This is a genomic window from Streptomyces shenzhenensis (genome assembly GCF_003688995.1).
Classification (GTDB): Bacteria; Actinomycetota; Actinomycetes; order Streptomycetales; family Streptomycetaceae; genus Streptomyces; species Streptomyces shenzhenensis_A.
The window spans coordinates 161872-181122 of the sequence record NZ_PENI01000019.1 but is presented as its reverse complement, the minus strand read 5'-3'; the positions used below and the strand labels follow the sequence as shown (position 1 = coordinate 181122).

Annotated in this window: 19 protein-coding genes; 8 read left to right on the top strand and 11 right to left on the bottom strand. The window is 70.8% G+C overall.

All coding sequences use genetic code 11. The annotated features are described in order from the left end of the window. From CTZ28_RS27300 to CTZ28_RS27285, 4 genes are all read right to left on the bottom strand, one after another. Positions 1-158: phosphoadenosine phosphosulfate reductase domain-containing protein (locus CTZ28_RS27300; protein ID WP_183154607.1), on the bottom strand; the 158-nt coding region annotated here is incomplete at its 3' end. Beyond that, positions 155-706, bottom strand: a complete 552-nt coding sequence (gene cysC / locus CTZ28_RS27295) for an adenylyl-sulfate kinase (RefSeq protein WP_121892359.1) — start codon at positions 704-706, stop codon at positions 155-157. The genes cysC and CTZ28_RS27300, both read right to left, overlap by 4 nt. A gap of 118 nt (positions 707-824) precedes the next feature. Next, positions 825-1637: a PaaX family transcriptional regulator gene (locus CTZ28_RS27290; RefSeq protein WP_121892358.1), complete on the bottom strand. Its 813-nt coding sequence runs from the start codon at positions 1635-1637 to the stop codon at positions 825-827. A gap of 16 nt (positions 1638-1653) precedes the next feature. Next, positions 1654-3318: an AMP-binding protein gene (locus tag CTZ28_RS27285; RefSeq protein WP_220795411.1), complete on the bottom strand. Its 1665-nt coding sequence runs from the start codon at positions 3316-3318 to the stop codon at positions 1654-1656. Between the two features lie 63 nt (positions 3319-3381). Between CTZ28_RS27285 and CTZ28_RS27280 the strand changes: the two genes are divergently transcribed. Together CTZ28_RS27280 and CTZ28_RS27275 are read left to right on the top strand one after the other, a co-directional pair. Next, positions 3382-4608 (top strand): acyl-CoA dehydrogenase family protein, encoded by a 1227-nt coding sequence (locus CTZ28_RS27280; RefSeq protein ID WP_121892356.1) that lies wholly within the window; start codon positions 3382-3384, stop codon positions 4606-4608. After that, complete coding sequence (locus CTZ28_RS27275; RefSeq protein WP_121892355.1) at positions 4605-5003, top strand: RidA family protein; 399 nt, start codon at positions 4605-4607, stop codon at positions 5001-5003. The genes CTZ28_RS27280 and CTZ28_RS27275 overlap by 4 nt, the downstream gene beginning before the upstream one ends. Positions 5004-5455: 452 nt before the next feature. Here the strand turns inward: CTZ28_RS27275 and CTZ28_RS47230 are convergent, their stop codons facing one another. After that, positions 5456-5629 (bottom strand): DUF5999 family protein, encoded by a 174-nt coding sequence (locus CTZ28_RS47230; protein WP_183154606.1) that lies wholly within the window; start codon positions 5627-5629, stop codon positions 5456-5458. A gap of 251 nt (positions 5630-5880) precedes the next feature. Between CTZ28_RS47230 and CTZ28_RS27270 the strand changes: the two genes are divergently transcribed. Beyond that, on the top strand, positions 5881-6300 hold the full coding sequence (locus CTZ28_RS27270) for a DUF6299 family protein (RefSeq protein WP_121892354.1): 420 nt from the start codon (positions 5881-5883) through the stop codon (positions 6298-6300). A 19-nt stretch (positions 6301-6319) separates the two neighbouring features. On the opposite strand, the gene CTZ28_RS27265 is transcribed toward CTZ28_RS27270, so the two are convergent. After that, on the bottom strand, positions 6320-6685 hold the full coding sequence (locus CTZ28_RS27265; protein WP_121892372.1) for a DoxX family protein: 366 nt from the start codon (positions 6683-6685) through the stop codon (positions 6320-6322). Positions 6686-6843: 158 nt separating this feature from the next. On the opposite strand from CTZ28_RS27265, the gene CTZ28_RS27260 reads away from it, so the two are divergent. Beyond that, positions 6844-7701: a LysR family transcriptional regulator gene (locus tag CTZ28_RS27260; RefSeq protein ID WP_121892353.1), complete on the top strand. Its 858-nt coding sequence runs from the start codon at positions 6844-6846 to the stop codon at positions 7699-7701. A gap of 29 nt (positions 7702-7730) precedes the next feature. On the opposite strand, the gene polX is transcribed toward CTZ28_RS27260, so the two are convergent. Next, complete coding sequence (gene polX, locus CTZ28_RS27255) at positions 7731-9491, bottom strand: DNA polymerase/3'-5' exonuclease PolX (RefSeq protein ID WP_121892352.1); 1761 nt, start codon at positions 9489-9491, stop codon at positions 7731-7733. A 143-nt stretch (positions 9492-9634) separates the two neighbouring features. Between polX and CTZ28_RS27250 the strand changes: the two genes are divergently transcribed. Next, complete coding sequence (locus CTZ28_RS27250; protein ID WP_121892351.1) at positions 9635-9850, top strand: hypothetical protein; 216 nt, start codon at positions 9635-9637, stop codon at positions 9848-9850. 115 nt (positions 9851-9965) lie between these two features. Here CTZ28_RS27250 and CTZ28_RS27245 read toward each other — a convergent pair whose 3' ends face one another. Next, the gene (locus CTZ28_RS27245) at positions 9966-12206 is read right to left on the bottom strand and encodes an MMPL family transporter (protein WP_121892350.1); all 2241 of its coding nucleotides are present in this window, start codon (positions 12204-12206) and stop codon (positions 9966-9968) included. Positions 12207-12454: 248 nt separating this feature from the next. Between CTZ28_RS27245 and CTZ28_RS27240 the strand changes: the two genes are divergently transcribed. Next, positions 12455-13183, top strand: coding sequence for a TetR/AcrR family transcriptional regulator (locus tag CTZ28_RS27240; protein WP_121892349.1), 729 nt, complete (start codon positions 12455-12457; stop codon positions 13181-13183). 37 nt (positions 13184-13220) lie between these two features. Here CTZ28_RS27240 and CTZ28_RS27235 read toward each other — a convergent pair whose 3' ends face one another. After that, a complete protein-coding gene (locus CTZ28_RS27235; protein ID WP_121892348.1) occupies positions 13221-14087 on the bottom strand; it encodes a helix-turn-helix transcriptional regulator in 867 nt (288 codons plus the stop codon). 102 nt (positions 14088-14189) lie between these two features. Between CTZ28_RS27235 and CTZ28_RS27230 the strand changes: the two genes are divergently transcribed. Together CTZ28_RS27230 and CTZ28_RS27225 are read left to right on the top strand one after the other, a co-directional pair. Beyond that, on the top strand, positions 14190-14999 hold the full coding sequence (locus tag CTZ28_RS27230; RefSeq protein WP_121892371.1) for an SDR family oxidoreductase: 810 nt from the start codon (positions 14190-14192) through the stop codon (positions 14997-14999). Between the two features lie 472 nt (positions 15000-15471). Beyond that, a complete protein-coding gene (locus tag CTZ28_RS27225) occupies positions 15472-16599 on the top strand; it encodes a hypothetical protein (protein WP_259471828.1) in 1128 nt (375 codons plus the stop codon). Positions 16600-17068: 469 nt separating this feature from the next. Here CTZ28_RS27225 and CTZ28_RS27220 read toward each other — a convergent pair whose 3' ends face one another. Together CTZ28_RS27220 and fabG are read right to left on the bottom strand one after the other, a co-directional pair. Continuing rightward, positions 17069-18274, bottom strand: coding sequence for a metal-dependent hydrolase family protein (locus CTZ28_RS27220; RefSeq protein ID WP_259471827.1), 1206 nt, complete (start codon positions 18272-18274; stop codon positions 17069-17071). A 118-nt stretch (positions 18275-18392) separates the two neighbouring features. Beyond that, a complete protein-coding gene (gene fabG, locus CTZ28_RS27215) occupies positions 18393-19214 on the bottom strand; it encodes a 3-oxoacyl-ACP reductase FabG (RefSeq protein ID WP_121892346.1) in 822 nt (273 codons plus the stop codon). Between the last annotated feature and the right edge of the window lie 37 nt (positions 19215-19251).

Here is a 19251-nt window from a genome sequence, read left to right as displayed (position 1 = left end):
GCGGGGGTGAAGGCTTTGAGTGCGAGGTGCAGCATGACGATGGAGTCCTTGCCGCCGGAGAAGAGGATCACCGGTCGTTCGAACTCGCCCGCGACCTCGCGGAAGATGTGCACCGCCTCGGACTCCAACGCGTCCAGATGCGAGAGTGTGCCGCTCACACCAGCCCCCGGTCCGCCAGCAGCGCGTACACCGCGTCCGCCGACTCCCGCGGGGACTGCTCCTGCGTCCGCAGCACCAGCGCCGCATCGGCCGGCGGCTCGTACGGGTCGTCGACGCCCGTCAGCCCGGTAAGGTCGCCCGCCGCCTGCCTGGCGTACAGGCCCTTCACGTCCCGCTCGCTGCACACCTCGACCGGGGTCGCCACATGCACCTCCAGGTACGGCGTGCCGCTCTTCTCGTGCCGGGCCCGGACCGCGTCTCGGCTGTCGGCGTACGGGGCGATGACCGGGACGAGGGAGAGCACGCCGTTGCGCGCGAGCACTTCGGAGACCAGCCCGATGCGCTGCACATTGGTGTTCCGGTCCGCCCGCGAGAAGCCGAGGCCGGAGGAGAGGAAGCGGCGTATCTCGTCGCCGTCGAGGACCTCCACCCGGTGCCCCTCGCCGGTCAGCCGGTCACCGAGAAGCCGGGCAATGGTCGTCTTGCCCGCGCTCGGCAGCCCGGTGAGCCAGACGGTGGCTCCCTGAGCCCTTGCCGTGGTGGTCATGCGCAACAGTCCTCTTCTCTTACCGAGACGTACGACCGGACAGACCCTAGGTAAGAAATCTGAGAAGAGGTGAGGAGGAGGCTGAGGGTTCCATGAGGGACGCAAGATGTGGCTGGGATCACGTCCCGACGAACTCGGCCCCCGCGTCCCGCAGTCGCGCGTGCAGTGCGTGGAACACCTCCGCCGAACGCGCGCCCGGCCAGCCCGCGGGCAGCAGGTGCGTCGGCAGCCCTGGATCGGTGTAGGGCAGATGCCGCCAGGAGTCCAGGGCCAGCAGGTAGTCGTGGTACGCCTCGTCCGGCGGGGTGTCCGCCCGCCGCTGCCAGGCGTGCAGCACGGGCGCGTGCGTGTCCAGGAACGCCTCGTGCTCCTTGGCGATGGCGGCCAGGTCCCACCAGCGGGCCACCGCCTCCACGGTGGGCGCGAAGCCGAGGTGCTCGCCGCGGAAGAAGTCGACGTACGGGTCGAGTGCCAGCCGCTGGAGGGTGTGCCGGGCCTCCTCGTGCAGCCGCGCCGGAGCGATCCACACCCCGGGCGCCGCCGTGCCGAAGCCCAGGCCCGCCAGCCGGGAGCGCAGCACGTGCCGCTTCTGCCGCTCCGACTCCGGCACCGAGAACACGGCGAGCACCCAGCCCTCGCCCCTGGGCGGCGCGGACCCGTAGATGCGCAGATCGCCGTCGTCCAGCAACTGCCGTGCCTCCGCGGAGAGTTCGTACCCGGCGGCGCCCCGCTCCGTGCGGGCCGGCAGCAGCAGCCCGCGCCGTTTCAGACGGGACACCGACGAGCGCACGGACGGCGCGTCCACGCCGACCGCGGCCAGCAGCCGGATCAGCTCGGCGACGGGCACCGGACCGGGCATGAAGCGGCCGTACGCGCCGTAGAGCGTGATGATCAGGGACCGGGGGGCGTGCTGCTCGGACACGTTGATCATCTTAGGTCTTTGTTGATCATCGCGAGGCACCTCGGCCACGGAGGCGGAAACGCTGGAGCTTGCCGGTCGCCGTGCGCGGCAGCGCGTCCAGGAAGACGATCTCCCGTGGGCACTTGTACGGCGCCAGCTCGGACCTGACGAAGGCCCGCAGGGCGTCGGCGTCCCGCGCGGCGCCCTCGGCCAGCACGGCGTACGCCACCACGACCTGGCCGCGCGCCTCGTCGGGCCGCCCGACGACCGCGGCCTCGACCACGTCCGGATGGCGCAGCAGCGCGTCCTCGACCTCGGGGCCCGCGATGTTGTACCCGGCCGAGATGATCATGTCGTCCGCGCGCGCGACATACCGGAAGTAGCCGTCGGCCTCGCGGACGTAGGTGTCGCCGGTGACGTTCCAGCCGTCGCGCACATAGACGCGCTGCCGGGGGTCGGCGAGATAGCGGCAGCCCACCGGGCCGCGCACGGCCAGCAGCCCCGGCTCGCCGTCGGGCACGGGATCCCCGTTCTCGTCCTGTACGCGCGCGTGCCACCCCGGCACGGGCACGCCCGTGGTGCCGGGTCTGATCTGCTCGTCGGCGGCGGAGATGAAGATGTGCAGCAGCTCGGTGGCGCCGATGCCGTTGATGATGCGCAGCCCGGTGCGCTCGCGCCAGGCCCGCCAGGTCGCCGCCGGCAGGTTCTCGCCCGCGGAGACACAGCGGCGCAGCGACGAGGTGTCGTGTCCGTCCAGGTGGTCCAGCATGGCGCGGTAGGCGGTCGGCGCGGTGAACAGCACGGACACCTGGTGCCGGGCGATCGCGGGCAACAGCTGTCTGGGTCCGGCCTGTTCGAGCAGGAGCGCGCTGGCGCCGGCGCGCATCGGGAAGACCACGAGCCCGCCGAGACCGAAGGTGAAGCCGAGCGGGGGACTGCCGGCGAACACATCGTCCACATGGGGTCTGAGCACATGGTGGGAGAAGGTGTCCGCTACGGCGAGCACATCCCGGTGGAAGTGCATGCACCCCTTGGGGCGGCCGGTGGTGCCGGAGGTGAACGCGATCAGCGCGATGTCGTCGGCTGCGGTGCGCACGGCCGGGTACGGGGTGCCGGGTGTGGGCCGGTTCAGCAGGTCGTCCGGCGCGTCACCGCCGTATGTCGTGATGCGCAGCCCGGGGATCTCGGCCTGCGCGAGGTCGGCCATGGACCGGATGTCGCACAGGGCGTGCCCCACCCGGGCGATCTCGCAGATGGTGGCCAGCTCGTGCGGGCGCTGCTGGGCCAGCACGGTGACCGCGACGGCGCCCGCCTTCAGCACCGCGAGCCAGCAGGCCGCGAGCCAGGGAGTGGTCGGGCCGCGCAGCAGGACGCGGTTGCCGGGGACCACGCCGAGGCCGGCGGTGAGGACGTGCGCGATGCGGTCGACCCGGGCGCGCAGTTCGCCGTAGGTCCATGAGCCGCCGGTGGGTGTGCGGAACACCGGGCGTGCCGGGTCGGCGTGGTCCAGGAGTTCCGCGGCGCAGTTCAGCCGGCCGGGGTAGCGCAGCTCCGGCAGGTCGAAGCTGAGCCGGGGCCACTCGTCGGGCGGCGGGAGGTGGTCGCGCGCGAAGGTGTCGACGTGGGCCGAGACGTCCATGGCGGTGCGCCCCCTTGCCGGTCGGGCTCGTGGTGGGCTCGCGGATCGAGCGTATCGTGTCGGTGACGACAGTCAACGGTCCGCGATACCGTCGGGGAGGGCCCATGACGGCCCGCCGTGGAGGGAGGAACGGCAGTGCCCGCATTCGCACTCGAACCCGAACAGACCGCCTGGTGCGCCCGGTTGCGCACGCTCGCCGCGCAACGGCTGCGCCCGCTCGCCGACAAGGGTGAACCCGGCCGGGTCAACCGTCCGCTCGTCGCCGAACTCGGCCGACTGGGCCTCATCTCCCGGCTGTTCGACTCGGGTGCCCTCGCCCTCTGTCTGATGCGGGAGTCCCTGGCCTACGCCTGCACGGAGGCCGAGACCGCCCTCGCCCTCCAGGGGCTCGGCGCCCATCCGGTGCACGCCCACGGCACCCCGGCCCAGCGCGAACGCTGGCTGCCGCGCGTCGCCGACGGCACCGCGATCGCCGCCTTCGCCCTGAGCGAGCCGGGAGCGGGCTCGGACGCGGCGGCACTGGCCCTGCGGGCGGACGGCGAGCAGGCGGAGGACGCACAGGGGGTACCGGGGACGCGGCGGGACGCCGCGCTCGGCGGCGGGCCGGTGGCCGAGGCCGATGGCCCGCGGCGATGGCGGCTCACCGGTGAGAAGTGCTGGATCTCCAACGCGCCCGAGGCCGACTTCTACACCGTGTTCGCGCGCACCACCCCGGGCGCCGGTGCCCGCGGCGTGACCGCCTTCCTCGTGCCGGCCGACCGGCCCGGCCTGACCGGAACCGCCCTGGAGATGCTCTCCCCGCATCCCCTCGGCACCCTCGGCCTCGACGCCGTACCCGTCACGGCGGACGACGTGCTCGGCGAGACCGACCGCGGCTTCCGGGTCGCCATGGGCACCCTGAACCTGTTCCGCCCGAGCGTCGGCGCCTTCGCGGTCGGCATGGCGCAGGCCGCGCTCGACGCCACCCTCGACCACACCCGCCGGCGGGACGCCTTCGGCGGCAAGCTGATGGACCTGCAGACCGTCGCCCACCAGGTCGCCGAGATGGCCCTGCGCACTGACGCCGCCCGCCTGATGGTGTACGCGGCGGCCACCGCGTACGACGCGGCCGCGCCGGACGTCCCCCGGCGCGCCGCGATGGCCAAGCTGCTCGCCACCGAGACCGCGCAGTACGTCGTCGACACCGCCGTCCAACTGCACGGCGCCCGCGCGCTGCGCCGCGGCCACCTCCTGGAGCACCTGTACCGCGAGGTGCGCGCCCCGCGCATCTACGAGGGCGCGAGCGAGGTCCAGCGCGGCATCATCGCCAAGGAGCTGTACGCCACGCACGCCGCATCGCACACTCCCCGGGAGGCCCCGTGACGGCCGAGCGCATCAACCCGCCCGACCTCTCCCCGCCCGTCGGCTTCTCCCACGCCGTGGTCGCCACCGGCACCCGGCTGGTCTTCCTGGCGGGCCAGACCGCCCTCGACGGCGACGGCAAGGTCACCGGGGACACCCTGCCCGAGCAGTTCGAGCGGGCGCTCGGCAATCTGCTCACCGCCCTGCGCGCGGCCGGTGCCACCCCCGCCGATCTCGCCCGGGTCACCGTGTACGCCACCGATGTCGCCGCGTATCGCGCTCATGCCCCCGAACTCGGCCGTATCTGGCGGCGGTTGGCGGGGTGGACGTATCCGGCGATGGCCGTGGTCGAGGTCGTACGCCTCTGGGACGACCGGGCTTTGGTGGAACTCGACGGGGTTGCGCTCCTGGGGTAGCGCTCCGCTGGGTTGGCGGTGGGGGTCGTTGTTCGTCTGCGGCGGCGTCGTGGCTGGTCGCGCAGTTCCCCGCGTCCCTTTTTTGGGGGCTGGTTGCCGTCGTTTGTCTGCGGGCGCGTTGTGGCTTGTCGCGCAGTTCCTCGCGCCCCTTGGGGGGCTGCTGCCGTTGTTCGTCTGCGGCGGCGTTGTGGCTGGTCGCGCAGTTCCCCGCGTCCCTTTTTTGGGGGGCTGGTTGCCGTCGTTTGTCTGCGGGCGCGTTGTGGCTTGTCGCGCAGTTCCTCGCGCCCCTTGGGGGGCTGCTGCCGTTGTTCGTCTGCGGCGACGTCGTGGCTGGTCGCGCAGTTCCCCGCGCCCCTATTTTTGGCTGGTCGCCGTTGTTCGTCTGCGGGTGCGTTGTGGCTTGTCGCGCAGTTCCTCGCGCCCCTTTGGGGTGCTTCTTTGGGGGGCTTTGTTTATGCGGCTGGGGTGAGGCGGTGTGGGGGGATGATGCTGCCGTCGGGGTGGAGTTCGCCTGTGTCGTCGAAGTGGATCGTGCCGTCGCACAGCAGGCTCCAGCCCTGTTCGGGGTGGGCGGCGACGGTGTGCGGGGTGCCGTCGGCGTGGCACGGGGAGAGCTGGGTACACATGGCAGACCTCCGCGTCGGATATGACGACTGCCCGGCGGCCCGAGTGCCACCCGGCATACCCAGACCATGCGCCGTCCGTGAACGCTCCGGAACGGCCGGCCGCGAAGTGTGACAACACGCGGACAACTCCCCGACCGCTCCGCGACAGTCATGACGCGCCACCGATGGGGTGACGGTCATCGACCGGGCCCCGGCCACCCGGTATCACCTGAGACGACCCCCACCACCCCCACGATTCCGGTAGGTACTCCATGCTCGTACGCCCCGCTCTCGGCGCCGCCGCACTGCTGCTCGCCGCGGTCGCGCCGGTGACCGCTGCCGCCGCCCCCTACGAGAGCGTCACCGTCGACCGCGTCGGCCGTGTCGCCGCCGACGGCACCGTCGTGCTCACCGGCACCTACCGGTGCGGCGCAGCCACCGGACCGGTGTTCGTCGCCGCCTCGATCAGCCAGGGGTCCGCGTCGGTCCGGTACGGCATCGGCGGTACCCGGGCGCGGTGCGACGGCGCCGCACACCGCTGGGCGAACTCCGGCAAGGTGACGCCGGTCCGGATCGCGCCCGGCGCGGCGCACGTCGAGGCCACCGTCATGGAACTGCGCCCGCACGGCGGCCTGCCGCTGCCGTACATCCACGCCACCGGGCGGCGGGACGTGACGCTCGTCGCCGGCTGACCCGCACCCCGGACGCGGTCTAGGACAGCCATGTCGTGGCGAGCCAGCCGGTGAGTGCCGCGGTGACGAGGAGCGCGATGTTCAGAGCGATCCGGCGGTCGCCTCGGCGCAGGTGGACCCTGATCGCACCGACCTGCAGCAGCACCAGACCGATGGCCGCGGCCAGCGCCAGCCAGGGTGCGATGCCGGTCAGCGGCGGCAGGACAAGCCCGATCGCGCCGAGCACTTCGAGGACCCCGAGGGCCCGGACGGCCGGCATCGGCATGCGGTCCACCCAGGCCATCATCGGCTGGAGCCGCTCACGGGTCCGGATCACCTTGATCCCGCCCCCGTACAGGTAGAAGAGAGCGAGCAGGCCGGCGACGATCCCATACGCGACGTTCATGATTCCCATCTGTCGGTTGTCGGTTGTCAGGACGGTCTCGCCGATCCCGAGACGGTGCCCGGTGGTGTTCCGTCATGCTCCGATTCCACCGCCCGGACCCCGCCGTCGGCCAAGACCGATTAGGTGGTGCCGATACCCCACGGGTAACGTCGCAGGTCATGGAGCTGCGCACGCTGCGCTATTTCGTGGCCGTCGCCGAAGAACTCCACTTCGGTCGGGCCGCCGTCCGGCTGCACATGAGCCAGCCGCCGCTGAGCCGGGCGATCAGGCAACTGGAGACCGAGATCGGCGCCGCGCTCTTCCACCGCTCCGCCGCCGGCGTCACCCTCACCCCGGCCGGCACGGCCCTGCTGGAGGAGGCGCGTACCCTGCTCGCCCGGGCCGACCAGGTACGCGTACGCGTGGCCGCTGCGGCCGGTTCCGCCACCCTCACCGTCGGCATCCTCGGCGACAGCACCGACCCCGGCGCGCGCCGGCTGGCCGCCGTCCACCGCAGGCGGCACCCGGGTGTCGAGGTCCGCATCCGTGACACCGACCTGACCGACCCGACCTGCGGGCTGCGCGCCGGCCTGGTCGACATCGCGCTGACCCGCGCACCGTTCGACGAGACCGGCCTGACCGTGCACGAACTGCGCGCCGACCGGGTGGGCGCGGTGCTCCGCGCCGACGATCCGCTGGCCCGCCGCGACCGCCTGCGGCTGGCCGACCTGGCCGGCCGGCGCTGGTTCCGGTTCCCGGACGGCACCGACCCGGTCTGGCAGTCGTACTGGAACGGCGGCGCGCCGCGCGAGGGCCCGGTGGTGCGTGCCGTCCAGGAGTGCCTGCAAGCCGTGCTGTGGAACGGCACGGTCGGGATGGCCCCGCTCGCGCTCGGCCACGAGCCACCCGGCGAACTGGTCGTGGTACCGCTGAGCGACATGGCGCCGAGCCCCGTGGTGGCGGCCTGGAACGAGGGCGACCCGAACCCATTGATCCCCTCGTTCGTGCGGATCGCCACGGCCGCCTACCGGGCCTGACCGCCCGCCGGACCGCTTCGCCCCGCCGGTCAGGCGCGGGCGCTCCGCCCGGTCCGGCCCTTGCGCAGGAAGCGCCGCAGGCGGGTCTCCGGCCAGGTGTTGAGCACGTCGTCCCGGCTGAGCCAGCCGCGCTGCGCCGTGCCCACGCCGTAGCGCATGTTGGCCAGGTGGAGGACGGAGTGCGCGTCGCTGTCGACGGCGAACTTCACTCCGTGCCGCCGGGCCCGCAGGATGTCCTCGTCGCACAGGTCCAGCCGGTCGGGATGGGAGTTGATCTCCAGGGCCGTGCCGGTGCGCGCGCACGCGGCGAAGACCTCGTCGAGGTCGGCGTCGATCGGTGGCCGCTTGCCGAGGATACGGGTGGTGGGGTGGCCGATGATGTTGACGTACGGGTTCTCGCAGGCCCGCACGAGCCGCCGGGTCAGCGCCGCGCGGCTCTGGTTGAAGTGCGAGTGCACCGAGGCCACGCACACGTCGAAGCCGGCCAGGAACTCCGCGGGCCAGTCGACGTCGCCGTCCGGGCCGATGTTCAGCTCCACGCCGTGCAGCAGCCGCATGCCGCCCCGTCCGCCCCGCTTGCCGTACGTGCCGTCGAGTTCCCGCACCCGCTCGCGCTGGGCCAGCATCCGTTCCTCGGTCATCTGCTGCATGTACAGGTTCGGACCGTGGTCGGTGATCGCGTAATAGGCGTAGCCGCGCTCGGCGGCCGCCTGCGCCATCTCCTCCAGCGGCGCGAGCCCGTCGGTCAGATCGGTGTGCGTGTGCAGATCGCCCCGGAGGTCCGGCTCCCGCACCAGGTCGGGCAGCTCGTCGCGCAGCCCGGCCTCGATCTCCCCGCGGTCCTCGCGCAGGGGCGGCGGGATCCAGGGCAGCCCGAGCCGGGCGTAGACCTCCTCCTCGGTCTCGGAGACGATCTTCTCCCCGCTCTCCACGTCGAACAGGCCGTACTCGGACAGCTTCAGGCCCTGGTGCACGGCCAGCTCCCGGGTGCGGATGTTGTGTGCCTTCGAGCCGGTGAAGTACTGCAGCGCCGCGCCCCAGGAATCCGGCGGCACCACCCGCAGATCGACGGCCAGCCCCTTGCCGGTGCGTACCGAGCTCTTCGCCGGGCCGTGCGCGATGACCTCGGTGACGTACGGCAGGCCGGTGAAGGCGTCCATCAGCGGCCCCGACCTCTCGGCCGCGACGAGGACGTCGATGTCGCCGATCGTCTCCCGTACCCGGCGCAGCGAGCCGGCGTAGGTGCAGCGGCGGCAGCCGGTCACCCGGGACAGCTCCCCGACGATGTCGTCGGCGAGGTCCAGGGCCACGTCGAGCAGGACCCGGTCGCCGGAGGACCGCAGAAGCTCGACGCCATGGAGGATGTTCTCCTCCGTCCTGGGCCCGAAGCCCTTCAGGTCGCGCAGCTTCTCGGCGTGGATCGCGTCGACCAGCTCGTCGACCGAGGAGATGCCCAGTTCCTCGTAGACGGCCAGCGCCTTCTTCGGGCCGAGCGTCGGGACAGCCGTCAGCCGCCGGACTCCGGCCGGGATCTTCGCGCGCAGTTCGTCGACCGCGAACACGCTGCCGGTGCGGAAGTACTCGGCGACCTTCTCCGCGATCGACGTGCCGACCCCGGGGATCTCCCGCAGCCCCTTGGCGTCGAGCGTGGACACGTCGGCGTGGTAGCCGCCGATCGCGCGCGCGGCCTTTTCGTAGACGCGCGCCTTGTAGGCGTCTCCGCCGGTGATCGAGATCAGGTCCGCGTACTCCTGGAACAGCGCCGCGACCTCGTCATTGGACCGAGCCATTCCCCCCGAGTAGGCAGGAACGCCCCGTTCATTCCTCCCGGCCCGGCCCGGTCGGGCGGTCGATATCCGCTTTTCTTCTGTCCGACGGCGTTCGCCGGGCGCGGGTGGGCATGAGCGGCTCGGCAAGGGGGCACTCAGTACCTATGGAAGGCGCGCCGGTGATCGTGCAGCCGCCGAGCCCTGACGGCGGCAGGCGAGTCACGATCCGTGGCAAGTATGTCGGCACTGCGTATCATCTGCTCGATCTGGTCGAGTTTCTGCGCCTGACCGGCCTGCCCGAGACCGACACGACACTCGACGACCCGAACCTGATCGAATGGCGCGGCGGCGGCCCGAAGGCATGGTCGGCAGTCGAGTGACCGGCCCCCTGCCGCACCCCGTCCGGACCGGCGCGGGTCGGACGGGGTGCGGCGCGCTTCTCGATCGCTCACCGCATGACCGTCGAGCGGGCACTGCCGCACGCCGGGCGCCTGGTCAGACCCCGGTCGAGTCCTTCATATGTGTCGGAGGCACCGTTACAGGTCCGGGTGCGGACGTCGGCTCGGGGCCGCCTTCGCTGAGGCCGTACCGCGTGTGGAGCCTGCGCAGGAAGCCGGGCGCGTACCAGGCCGTCCTGCCGAGCAGACGCATCGCGGCGGGGACGAGGACGCCGCGGACGGCGATGGCGTCGAGGAGGACGGCCAGTCCGCTGCCGAGACCGAACATCTGCATGAAGCTGATCTTCGCGGTGCCGAAGGCGAAGAAGCTCACCGCGAGCAGGAAAGCAGCCGCGCTGACGATGCGCCCGGTGTGGCCGAGACCGTTGACCACGGCGGTCTCGTTGTCGGCTCCGTGGTCGTGGAGTTCCTTGATCCGGCTGGTGACGAAGACCTCGTAGTCCATCGAGAGGCCGAAGGCGATGCAGAACATCAGCACGGTCATCGTCATCTCCATCGGCTGCGCGGTGAAGCCGAGGAGGGACGAGAGGTTGCCGTCCTGGAAGATCCAGGTCATGACGCCGAGGGTGGCTGCCAGGCTGATCAGGTTGAGGAGCAGTGCGCGCAGCGGTTGCACGATGCTGCCGGTGAACAGGAAGAGCAGCAGGAAGGTGGTGAGGACGATCAGGGCCACGGCCAGGGGGAGCTTGTCGGCGATGGATTCCTTGGCGTCGACGAGTACGGCGTCGTTCCCTCCGACCAGAGGGTGGGCCCCAGGGGGCGGGGTGACCGAGCGCACCTGCTTGACCAGGCTCTCGGCCGCTTCCGACTTCGGTGTCAGGCTGCTCACCACGCTGATCCGCTGTGCGTCGGGCCGACCGAGAGCGGAGTTGGCCGGGCCGGTCGCCGCGGACTGTCCCGCGGTGTAGACGCCCGTGCTGGTCTCGACACGCTCGACGCCCTTGAGTGCGGACAGCCGGCCCGCGTACGACGCCAGTGGGGCCTTGTCCACGGGCTGGTCGATGGCGATGTGGAGGGCCGAGTCCTCGCTGCCGCCGAACTTCTCTCGCAGCACCTGCGAGACCTGGCGGCTCTCGGCGTTCTCGGTCAGCACGCGTTCGTCCGGTGTGCCGAAGGTGATGTCCAGCAGCGGGGCTGCCGCGAACAGCAGCACGGCGAGGACGGGCAGTGCCGTGAGTACGGGCCGCCGCATGACGGTGCGGGCCAGTCGTCCCCACAGAGGTGTGCGGGCGGCGGAGCGCCGCCGCTTCGCCCAGGGCAGCCGTCCGCTGTTGACCCGGTGGCCCAGGACCTTCAGCAGGGCCGGCATCACGAACAGGGTGCTGAAGGCGGCGATGGCGACGACGCCGACTCCGGTGAAGCCCATCGAGCGCAGGAAGTAATGCGGGAACACCAGAAGCGCCGCCAGGGCTGCCGCGACGGTCGCGGCGGAGAAGGCGATGGTGCGGCCCGCGGTGTGCACCGTGCGCCGGACGGCGTCGTCCACGCTCGCCCCGGCCGCGAGCTGCTCCCGGAAGCGGCTGACCATCAGAAGGGCGTAGTCGATGCCCAGTCCGAGGCCCAGGGCGGTGGTGAGGTTGGTCGCGGTCTCGGCGACATCGGTGACGCTGCCGAACAGGAAGAGCTGGGCGAAGGAGCCCATGACCGCGATGATCGCGATGACCAGCGGCAGCAGGGCCGCGACCACGCTGCCGAAGACGATCAGGAGCAGTACCAGGGTCAGCGGTATGGCGATCGCTTCGGCGAGGATCAGATCCTCGACCACCTGGTTCGACAGCTCGGCACCTACGGCGGCGCCTCCTCCGGCCTGGACGGTGAGGGTGTTCTTGTAGGTGCCGGTGTAGGTGTCGAGGACCTCGACGGAGTTCTCCCGCTGCTCCGTGGTGTCGCCTCGCACGTGGGTGAGCACCATGGCCTCGCGGCCGTCCTCGGAGCGCAGGTCGGGGCTGTCCGTCTCCCAGAACGAGACGACGTTGCTGAGCCGCTCGTCCTTCTTGAGGTCGGCCACCAGGGCCTGGCCGCTCGCGCGGGCGGCGGGGGTGTCGATGCGGCCGTCGGGGGAACGGACCAGCAGGACCAGGTTCGTCTCACCGCCGAACTTCTCGTCGATGACCTCCGCTGCCCGGGTGGAGGGGGAGGCGGGGTCGTCGAAGCCGCCCCCCTTCAACTTGTCGAAGGCGCCCGCACCTACCGCGCCCATGAGAGCCACGGCCAGGACGGCGACGACCAGCACCAGCCGGGATCGGCGAATCGCCAATTCGGCTATACGTTCGAACACGGGTGATCTCCTTCAATGCGTTCTGCGATAGGCGAGGGGGCCGGCCGGGCAGGGGCCGGATCGATGCGCCGCAGCGCTCCTTTCACCCCGTCAGAAGGGGTGCGGCGCCGCGCTCTTCGTCGCCGCGAACGACGCTAGTGAGACAGCCGGTGTTTGAGCAGTAGGAGATTTACCTGACACCTGTCAGGGATTTCTCCTCGCTCTCGTTTTCTGATGTCCCGTCGGATCGGCCGTCGTAGGATCGCCGCATGTCCGCAGACGCGTATACGACGGCCGTGACCTCCCTGCGCCAGCGACGCCGGGCCGTCGCCGTCCAGGAGACCGTGGAGGCCGCCGAGAGTTATATCGCCGAGCACGGGCCGCACGCTCTGTCCCTGAGAGGGGTCGCCCGCAACCTCGGCATGACGGTCCAGGGGCTCTACCACTACTTTCCGAACCGGGACGCCCTCGTCACAGTTCTCGTCACCAAGGCGTACGACGATCTGGCCGATGCCGTGACGGCGGCCGCCGACACAGCGGCGGACGAGCCGGCCGCGCAGCGGTTCATGGCCGCCGCCGAGGGTTATCGCCGATGGGCCACCACCCACGTCGAGCGATTCCAGCTGCTGTACGGAGCGCCGCTGCGCTATTACGCGGCACCCCACCAGGGCTCGACCACCCGGGCGATGCACCGGATCTGCGAGATATTCCAGCGCGAGATGTTCGACGGGTTCACCACGGCGCAAATGGCCGCCGCCGACACCCGGGGGCTCTCGCCGGCTCTCCAGGCGCATCTGGAACCCCTGTTTCCGCACGGCCCGGAAACCCTGCCGCCGCCTGCGGGCGCTCTCCTCCTCGGCGCATGGGGCCACCTGCACGGCATGGTCGTCCTGGAGGTGTTCGGGCACACCTCCTTCATCGGCGAACATCAGGCCGAGATCTTCCACATGGCGATGGGGGACCTGCTCGAGGACATTCATCGCCGGATCCCTGGGTAGCCCAGGCGCTGAAGTCACGACTGCACAAGGCGATACGTCACCCTGAACCCGCCCACCAGGTAGCGGAGTTCGCCCCGGGCAGGTCGGCCGCCACCGTGCCGAGCAGGGCGAGGGCCTGCCGGGAAGTGCTGCCGGGTTCGGCCTGGTACACGACGAGTTGCTGGTGCCTCGCGTTCTCGATGGTGAACGAGTCGTAGGTCAGGGTCAGTTCGCCGACCTGGTGGTGGTTGAAGCGTTTGGCCTCGTGGGCCTTCCCGCGTACGTCGTGCCGGGCCCACAGGGTGCGGAACTCCGGGCTCTTCAAGGACAGTTCGCCGATCAGCCCGGTGAGCCGGGGATCGTCCATCAGGTCGCCGCTGTCCGCGCGCAGCGCCGCGAGCACGGACCTGGCGACCCGTTCCCAGTCGGGGTAGAAGTCCCGGGCGCCCGGGCTCAGGAAGATGAACCGGACCAGATTGGTCTCTCCCTGTTGCAGCATCCCGGCGAACAGGGCGTATCCGAGACGGTTGCCGGCCAGCACGTCCAGGCGGCGGTCGAGGATCAGCGCGGGGGTGTCGAGCCAGCCGTCCATCAGGCGCAGCAGACTCGGTCCGACGGGTGCACCGCCACCGCGCCGGACGGGTTCACGTGTCGCTCCTGCCAGCCGGTGCAGGTGCGCCGTTTCCTCGGTGTTCAGGCCGAGGGCGCGGGCCAGGGCGTCCACCACCTGCGTGGACGGGCGCCTTTCCCGTCCCTGTTCCAGCCGGCGGTAGTAGTCGGTGCTGACTCCTGACAGCTGGGCCACTTCCTCCCGGCGCAGGCCCGGTGTCCTGCGCCGGCCCGACCAGAGCAGCCCGGCCACGGCCGGGCTGGTCATCTCGCGCCGGGCGCGGAGGAATTCGCCCAGCGGATTGCGGGTGTCCATGCCTCCACGGTAGACGCGCACGCGATCGGTTGCCTGGGAGTGGCGCACCCCGGATGTGACCGGGCCTGGCTGGCCTCCGGCGGGGCGCACATGCTCGGCCTCATGACCGACAACCTTTCAGAAGACTTCTCCCTGCCCGCTCCCGGTGTGTCCGGGGGGCTGCTCGCCGGCCGGGTCGCGGTGGTCACCGGGGCCAGTGCCGGGATCGGCGCCGCGACCGCACGCCGCTTCGCCTCGGCCGGAGCGGCGGTCGCTCTGCTCGGCCGACGGGCCGCGCTGCTGGAGGATCTCGCCGCGGCCCTGCGCGAGGAGGGCTGCGCCGATGTCCTGCCCCTCGGCGTCGATGTCACCGACCCCGCCGCGTTGGCAGCCGCAGCGACGACGATCCGTGCTGCTCTGGGCCGGCCCGACCTGGTCGTGGCCAATGCCGGGGTGATGCTCGGAGCGCCGTTCGACGAGGCGGACACCGCCGAGTGGGACCGGATGATCGATGTGAATCTTCGCGGACTGCTGGCGACCGGCCGGGTCTTCGTCGCCGACCTGCTCGCGGCGGCGGACGCCGGACGGGCCGCTGACCTGGTGAACCTCGGCTCGATCGCGGCCGAGGTGATCTTCGCCGACTATCCGGTCTACGGTGCGACCAAGGCCGCGGTCACCCAGCTGACCCGCAACCTGCGCGCGTCGCTCGGGCCGCGCGGCGTGCGGGTGCGGTCCGTCGACCCGGCGTTCGCCGTCACCGAACTCGGCGCCTCCATGGCCCACGAGGCCACTCGGGCGGGGCTGGACGAGATGCGGTCGGCGATCACGACCATCACCGCGGAAGACGTGGCCGACGCGATCACGTACTCGGTGGCGGCGCCGGCCCGGGTCAACATCGCCGAACTGACGGTCGTTCCGACCCAGTTGGGCTGAGAAACCGCTCGCCACCGGTGAGATGCGAACCGAACGGCCCGCACATCTCGCGTCTCCCCGGCACACCGGCCGCCGCACCCCTTCTGACCCACTGCACCGCAGGCCAGAAGGGGCGTGGCGGCATCCGTTGCTCAGATGTCGCGGAAGAGACCAGCGAATGCGGTGACCTGCCGCGATGTTCGCTCAGCGGTCGCTGACCTGTGAGAATGACCTTTCGGCTATTTCACGCTCGTGCCGGTTGATGAGGCCGGAAGTCCCAGAAAAGTCCCAGAGCACTCCCAGGGCTGACGGACACTCTTTCGGCTCTGGCCAGGGGCGTAGGGCAGTGCGGGCTGGACCTCGTGCCTCGGCGGTCTGCCCTGAACGAACGGCGGCGCGGGATCCTCGAACGGCTCGTTGCCAAAGAGGATCCTCGAACCTGGTGGTCGGGTGACTGGCGCTCGGGCCATGCCCTGCGGGATCGTGTCTATTGATGATCGACGAAGACCCTGCGTACGCCAGCGGCAGTGAGCCGGCGGAGCCCGTCAAGCCCCGGACGTCGTACAGCGAGCGGCCCGTCGCGCGGGCCCGGCGGGCGAAGGCACAGGAGCTGATCGAGCGGCTCGTCGCCGAGGGCCGCGTCCGAATCACTGATCCCGATGACGACGAGGTCGCGGAGTGGCGGCGCGTCGTCAACTACGCGAAGCGACACGGCCTGGAACCGGCGGGCAAACGCATCGAGAAGGTTCCGTACGGCGGGTCGGGGCTGGAACTGTTCCTTGCGGAGGGCCCGCATCCCAACGCTCGGAGTCAGCGGCCGAAGGAGAGCCAGGGTCTGGTTCCTGTTCCCGTGCGATTGGGGAACCTGCATCCGATGGTGGCCGCGCTCAAAGACGACGGGAGTCGGCTGGTGATGCCGTCTGCGCTGCGCCGTAGGTCGCTCCTGCTGCTGCAGGGACTGGCGGCTGAGGCGGTACGACGAGGGTACGAGGTGAGCAAGGCCCGGTCGTCCTTCTTCCCGCGTGAGGGCGGAGTGGACGTCGCTGTCGACGGCTTCGCGTATACGGTCACCGTCAGGCAGGAGTTCACGGATCCGGAGCGCTCCGCTCGTCTTGCCGTGGAGCTTGCCCATGGTCTGACCGGTCGGCCCGGTCGCTGGCGGGATCGGAAGAGCCGGACGCTGGAAGAGGCCATGGGCGTGATCCTTGGAGAGATCGAAGCGCGAGCGGTAGAGGACGCTCGGCGCAGGGAGGATGAGCAGCAGGCCAGGGCAGAACGTGAAGTTCGTTGGCAAGCGGCCAAGGAGGTGGCAAAGGAACAAGCTGTTCGCGAGCAACTTGCCCAGGTGCTTCGCGGAGAGGCCGAGTGCTGGCAGGAGGCTGCTGTCCTCAGTGCGTGCTGCACGGCATTGGAAGGTCGTATCGGCGAGTTGGATGGCGCTGTGGACGAGTCGGCTCTGGACTCGGCCAGACGCTGGTTGGACTGGGCAAAGGGGTACGCAAGGTCGATCGACCCCTTGAGCAGGCTTCCAGAGATGCCGCACACACGTGAACCCACGCCGGAGGAGCTCAAGCCATACCTCAAGGGATGGAGTCCCTTCGGACCGGAACGGCGTGGCTGAGTGGGATGCGAGCGGGCCCGACGACGTCTGAATCGTGGCGCTGGTTCTTCAGCTGGGTCGTTCGAATTCACCCAGGCGACGGTGGCGGGGGCCGCGCGTCGGTGACGACCGTGCGGCAGTCCCGTCCGGCACGCCGAGAGCGAGGGCGTACGGTGAGGAGTCATTGGAGGGGGAGGGATCCGCAGTGAGTCCCAGGAAACGGGCGGCGGTTGACGCGGCGTACTGAGTGAGCAGCACGCAGGCCAGTGGAACGGCCAGATGGTCCGGAGACGGAGGCGCCGATGTGCCGGGTGCGGGGCGTTGGGGTTCCTTATGCATGAGGAAAACGTCGCTGGTGGCGGTGGACGGGTGCTGGAGCGAGGCTCCACGTTCTGGCACCACTTGCGTGTCCGAACGCCTCGCGCTTGTAGGCAGGCCGTGTACGTCCGCGTGCTTAGCCACCCACGGTGTTCGCGAGCAGCCGTGTCGGTCACTGCGCCCACTCGTCGGCGGTAGCGGACTGGGGCGGTGAGCGGACTTCTTTTCCCGACGTGACGACGAGGCGCAGGGCCCGCAGCGCCGTGACGTCGTGCAATGGGTCACCCTCGACTGCGATGAGGTCGGCGCGCAGCCCGGTTTCGATCCGGCCGGTCAGTGTCTCGACGCGCAGAGCGCGGGCGGCACGGGACGTCGCGGCTTCCAGGATCTCGGCGGGCGGCAGACCGAGCCGGGCCATGCCGATGAGGCCCTCGACGTACGCGTGGTGCGGCGCACCGTCGGTGCCGGCGTCGGTACCGGCGACGATAGCGACGCCCTGCCGGTACAGGGCCGGTAGGGCGGGTACTCGACTTGGGCCTCTTCCATCTCGACGCTCGGTGAAACGGACGCTGATGGTCGGACAGACGTGGACGCCGCTCGAAGCAAGTCGGCGTATGAGGCCCTGATCCGGGACGATCGCGCCGGACGCGTCCAGGAAACTGCAGTGCTCGATGGTGTGAACCCCGGCTCGCAGAGAGGCCGCTATCCCGTCCGTACCGTGCGCGTGCGCGGCGACGGGAAGGCCGACGCGGTTCGCCTCATCGACGACGGCCGCAAGTTCCCGCTCCGTGAACTGCCCCTGGCAGGAGTCCGACCCCCGCGTCAACGCGCCCCCGGTTGCCATCACCTTGATGACGTCGACACCGGCGCGGGCCTGCTCGCGTACCGCCTGTCGCAGGGCCTGTTCGCCGACCCGCGCACCACCCATGAACCAGCAGTGGCCGTCCGGCACGGTCAACGGTGCCCCTGACACGACCAGTTCGGGCCCCGGAGCGAGGCCCGAGCGGATAGCACCACGGACGCGCACCCCGAGAACGCCGGGTGCGCCGAGGTCGCGGGCAGTGGTCACACCCGCGGACAGCAGCTGGGCAGCGTTGCGCAGCATCAGTGTGTACAGCTCGTCGTCGGAGATGGCCCGCATCCGGTCCATGGCGCCGGGCGCGCCGTCCAGTGCCAGATGGACATGGCTGTCGATGAGCCCGGGCAGCAGTGTCAGCGGTCCGAGCTTCACATGCTCGCTCTCGCGCCGCAGCCGTTGCGGCACGTCCCGGTCGGGCCCCGCCCACCGGATAAGCCTCCCGTCAACCAGCACCCCGCCGTCGCGGATGCATCTGCCGCGGTCGCCGGTGATCAGCCGGTCTGCCGTGTAGTACCTCACCAGGGTTTCTCAATTCTGCCGGGGGCGCGCCCCCGGCAACCGACGGGTACGCCCGGGATTCCCGGGACCGGGCGCTCACGGGCCGGCGGCGGCCCGAGTCGCCGCCGAGCCGCCGCCGTCAGTAGTTGCCCAAACCCCCGCACACGTTCATGGCCTGGGCCGTGATGGACGCGGCCAGATCGCCGGCGAGGTAGCCGACGAGGCCCGCGACCTCCTCGGGAGTCGAGTAGCGGCCGAGCGGGATCTTCGCCTGGAACTTCGTCAGCACCTCCTCCTCCGTGGTGCCCCAGTGCGCCGCGTAGCCCTGGCGCACCCGGGCCGCCATCGGCGTCTCCACATAGCCAGGGCAGACCGCGTTCACGGTGATGCCGGACTGGGCGAGTTCCTTGCCGAGTGCCTTCGTGAAGCCGATGACGCCGTGCTTCGACGCGGAGTACGGGGCGGCCAGCTCCACGCCCTGCTTGCCGCCCGTGGAGGCGATGTTGATGACCCGGCCGTGGCCGCGTGCCAGCATGCCGCCTTGGGACAGCACCTCGCGGGTGATGCGGAAGACGCTGTTGAGATTGGTCTCGATGACCGCCTCCCACAGCTCGTCCGGGAGTTCGGCGGTCGCGCCGCCACCGCCCCGTCCGGCGTTGTTGACAAGGACGTGGATCGGCCCGAAGCGATCCACGGTGGAGCGGACCAGGTGCTGGATATCCGACTTCGATGTGACGTCGGCGGCGACGCCGTCGGCATCGAAGCCGCGACTGCGCAGCTTGTCCACGACGGCGGCGACTGTGTCGCCGTCCCGGCCGCACAGGAACACCGTGTGCCCCTGTTCCGCGAGCAGTTCGGACACGGCGAAGCCGATGCCGCTCGTGCCACCGGTGACCAGCGCCACCCGCCGGTCTTCCGCCCTCGTGTTCTCGTTCTGGGCGGTTGCTTCTGCCACTGCCATGGTGGGTCCTTTCGCGACGACATCCACAGAGGTTCGG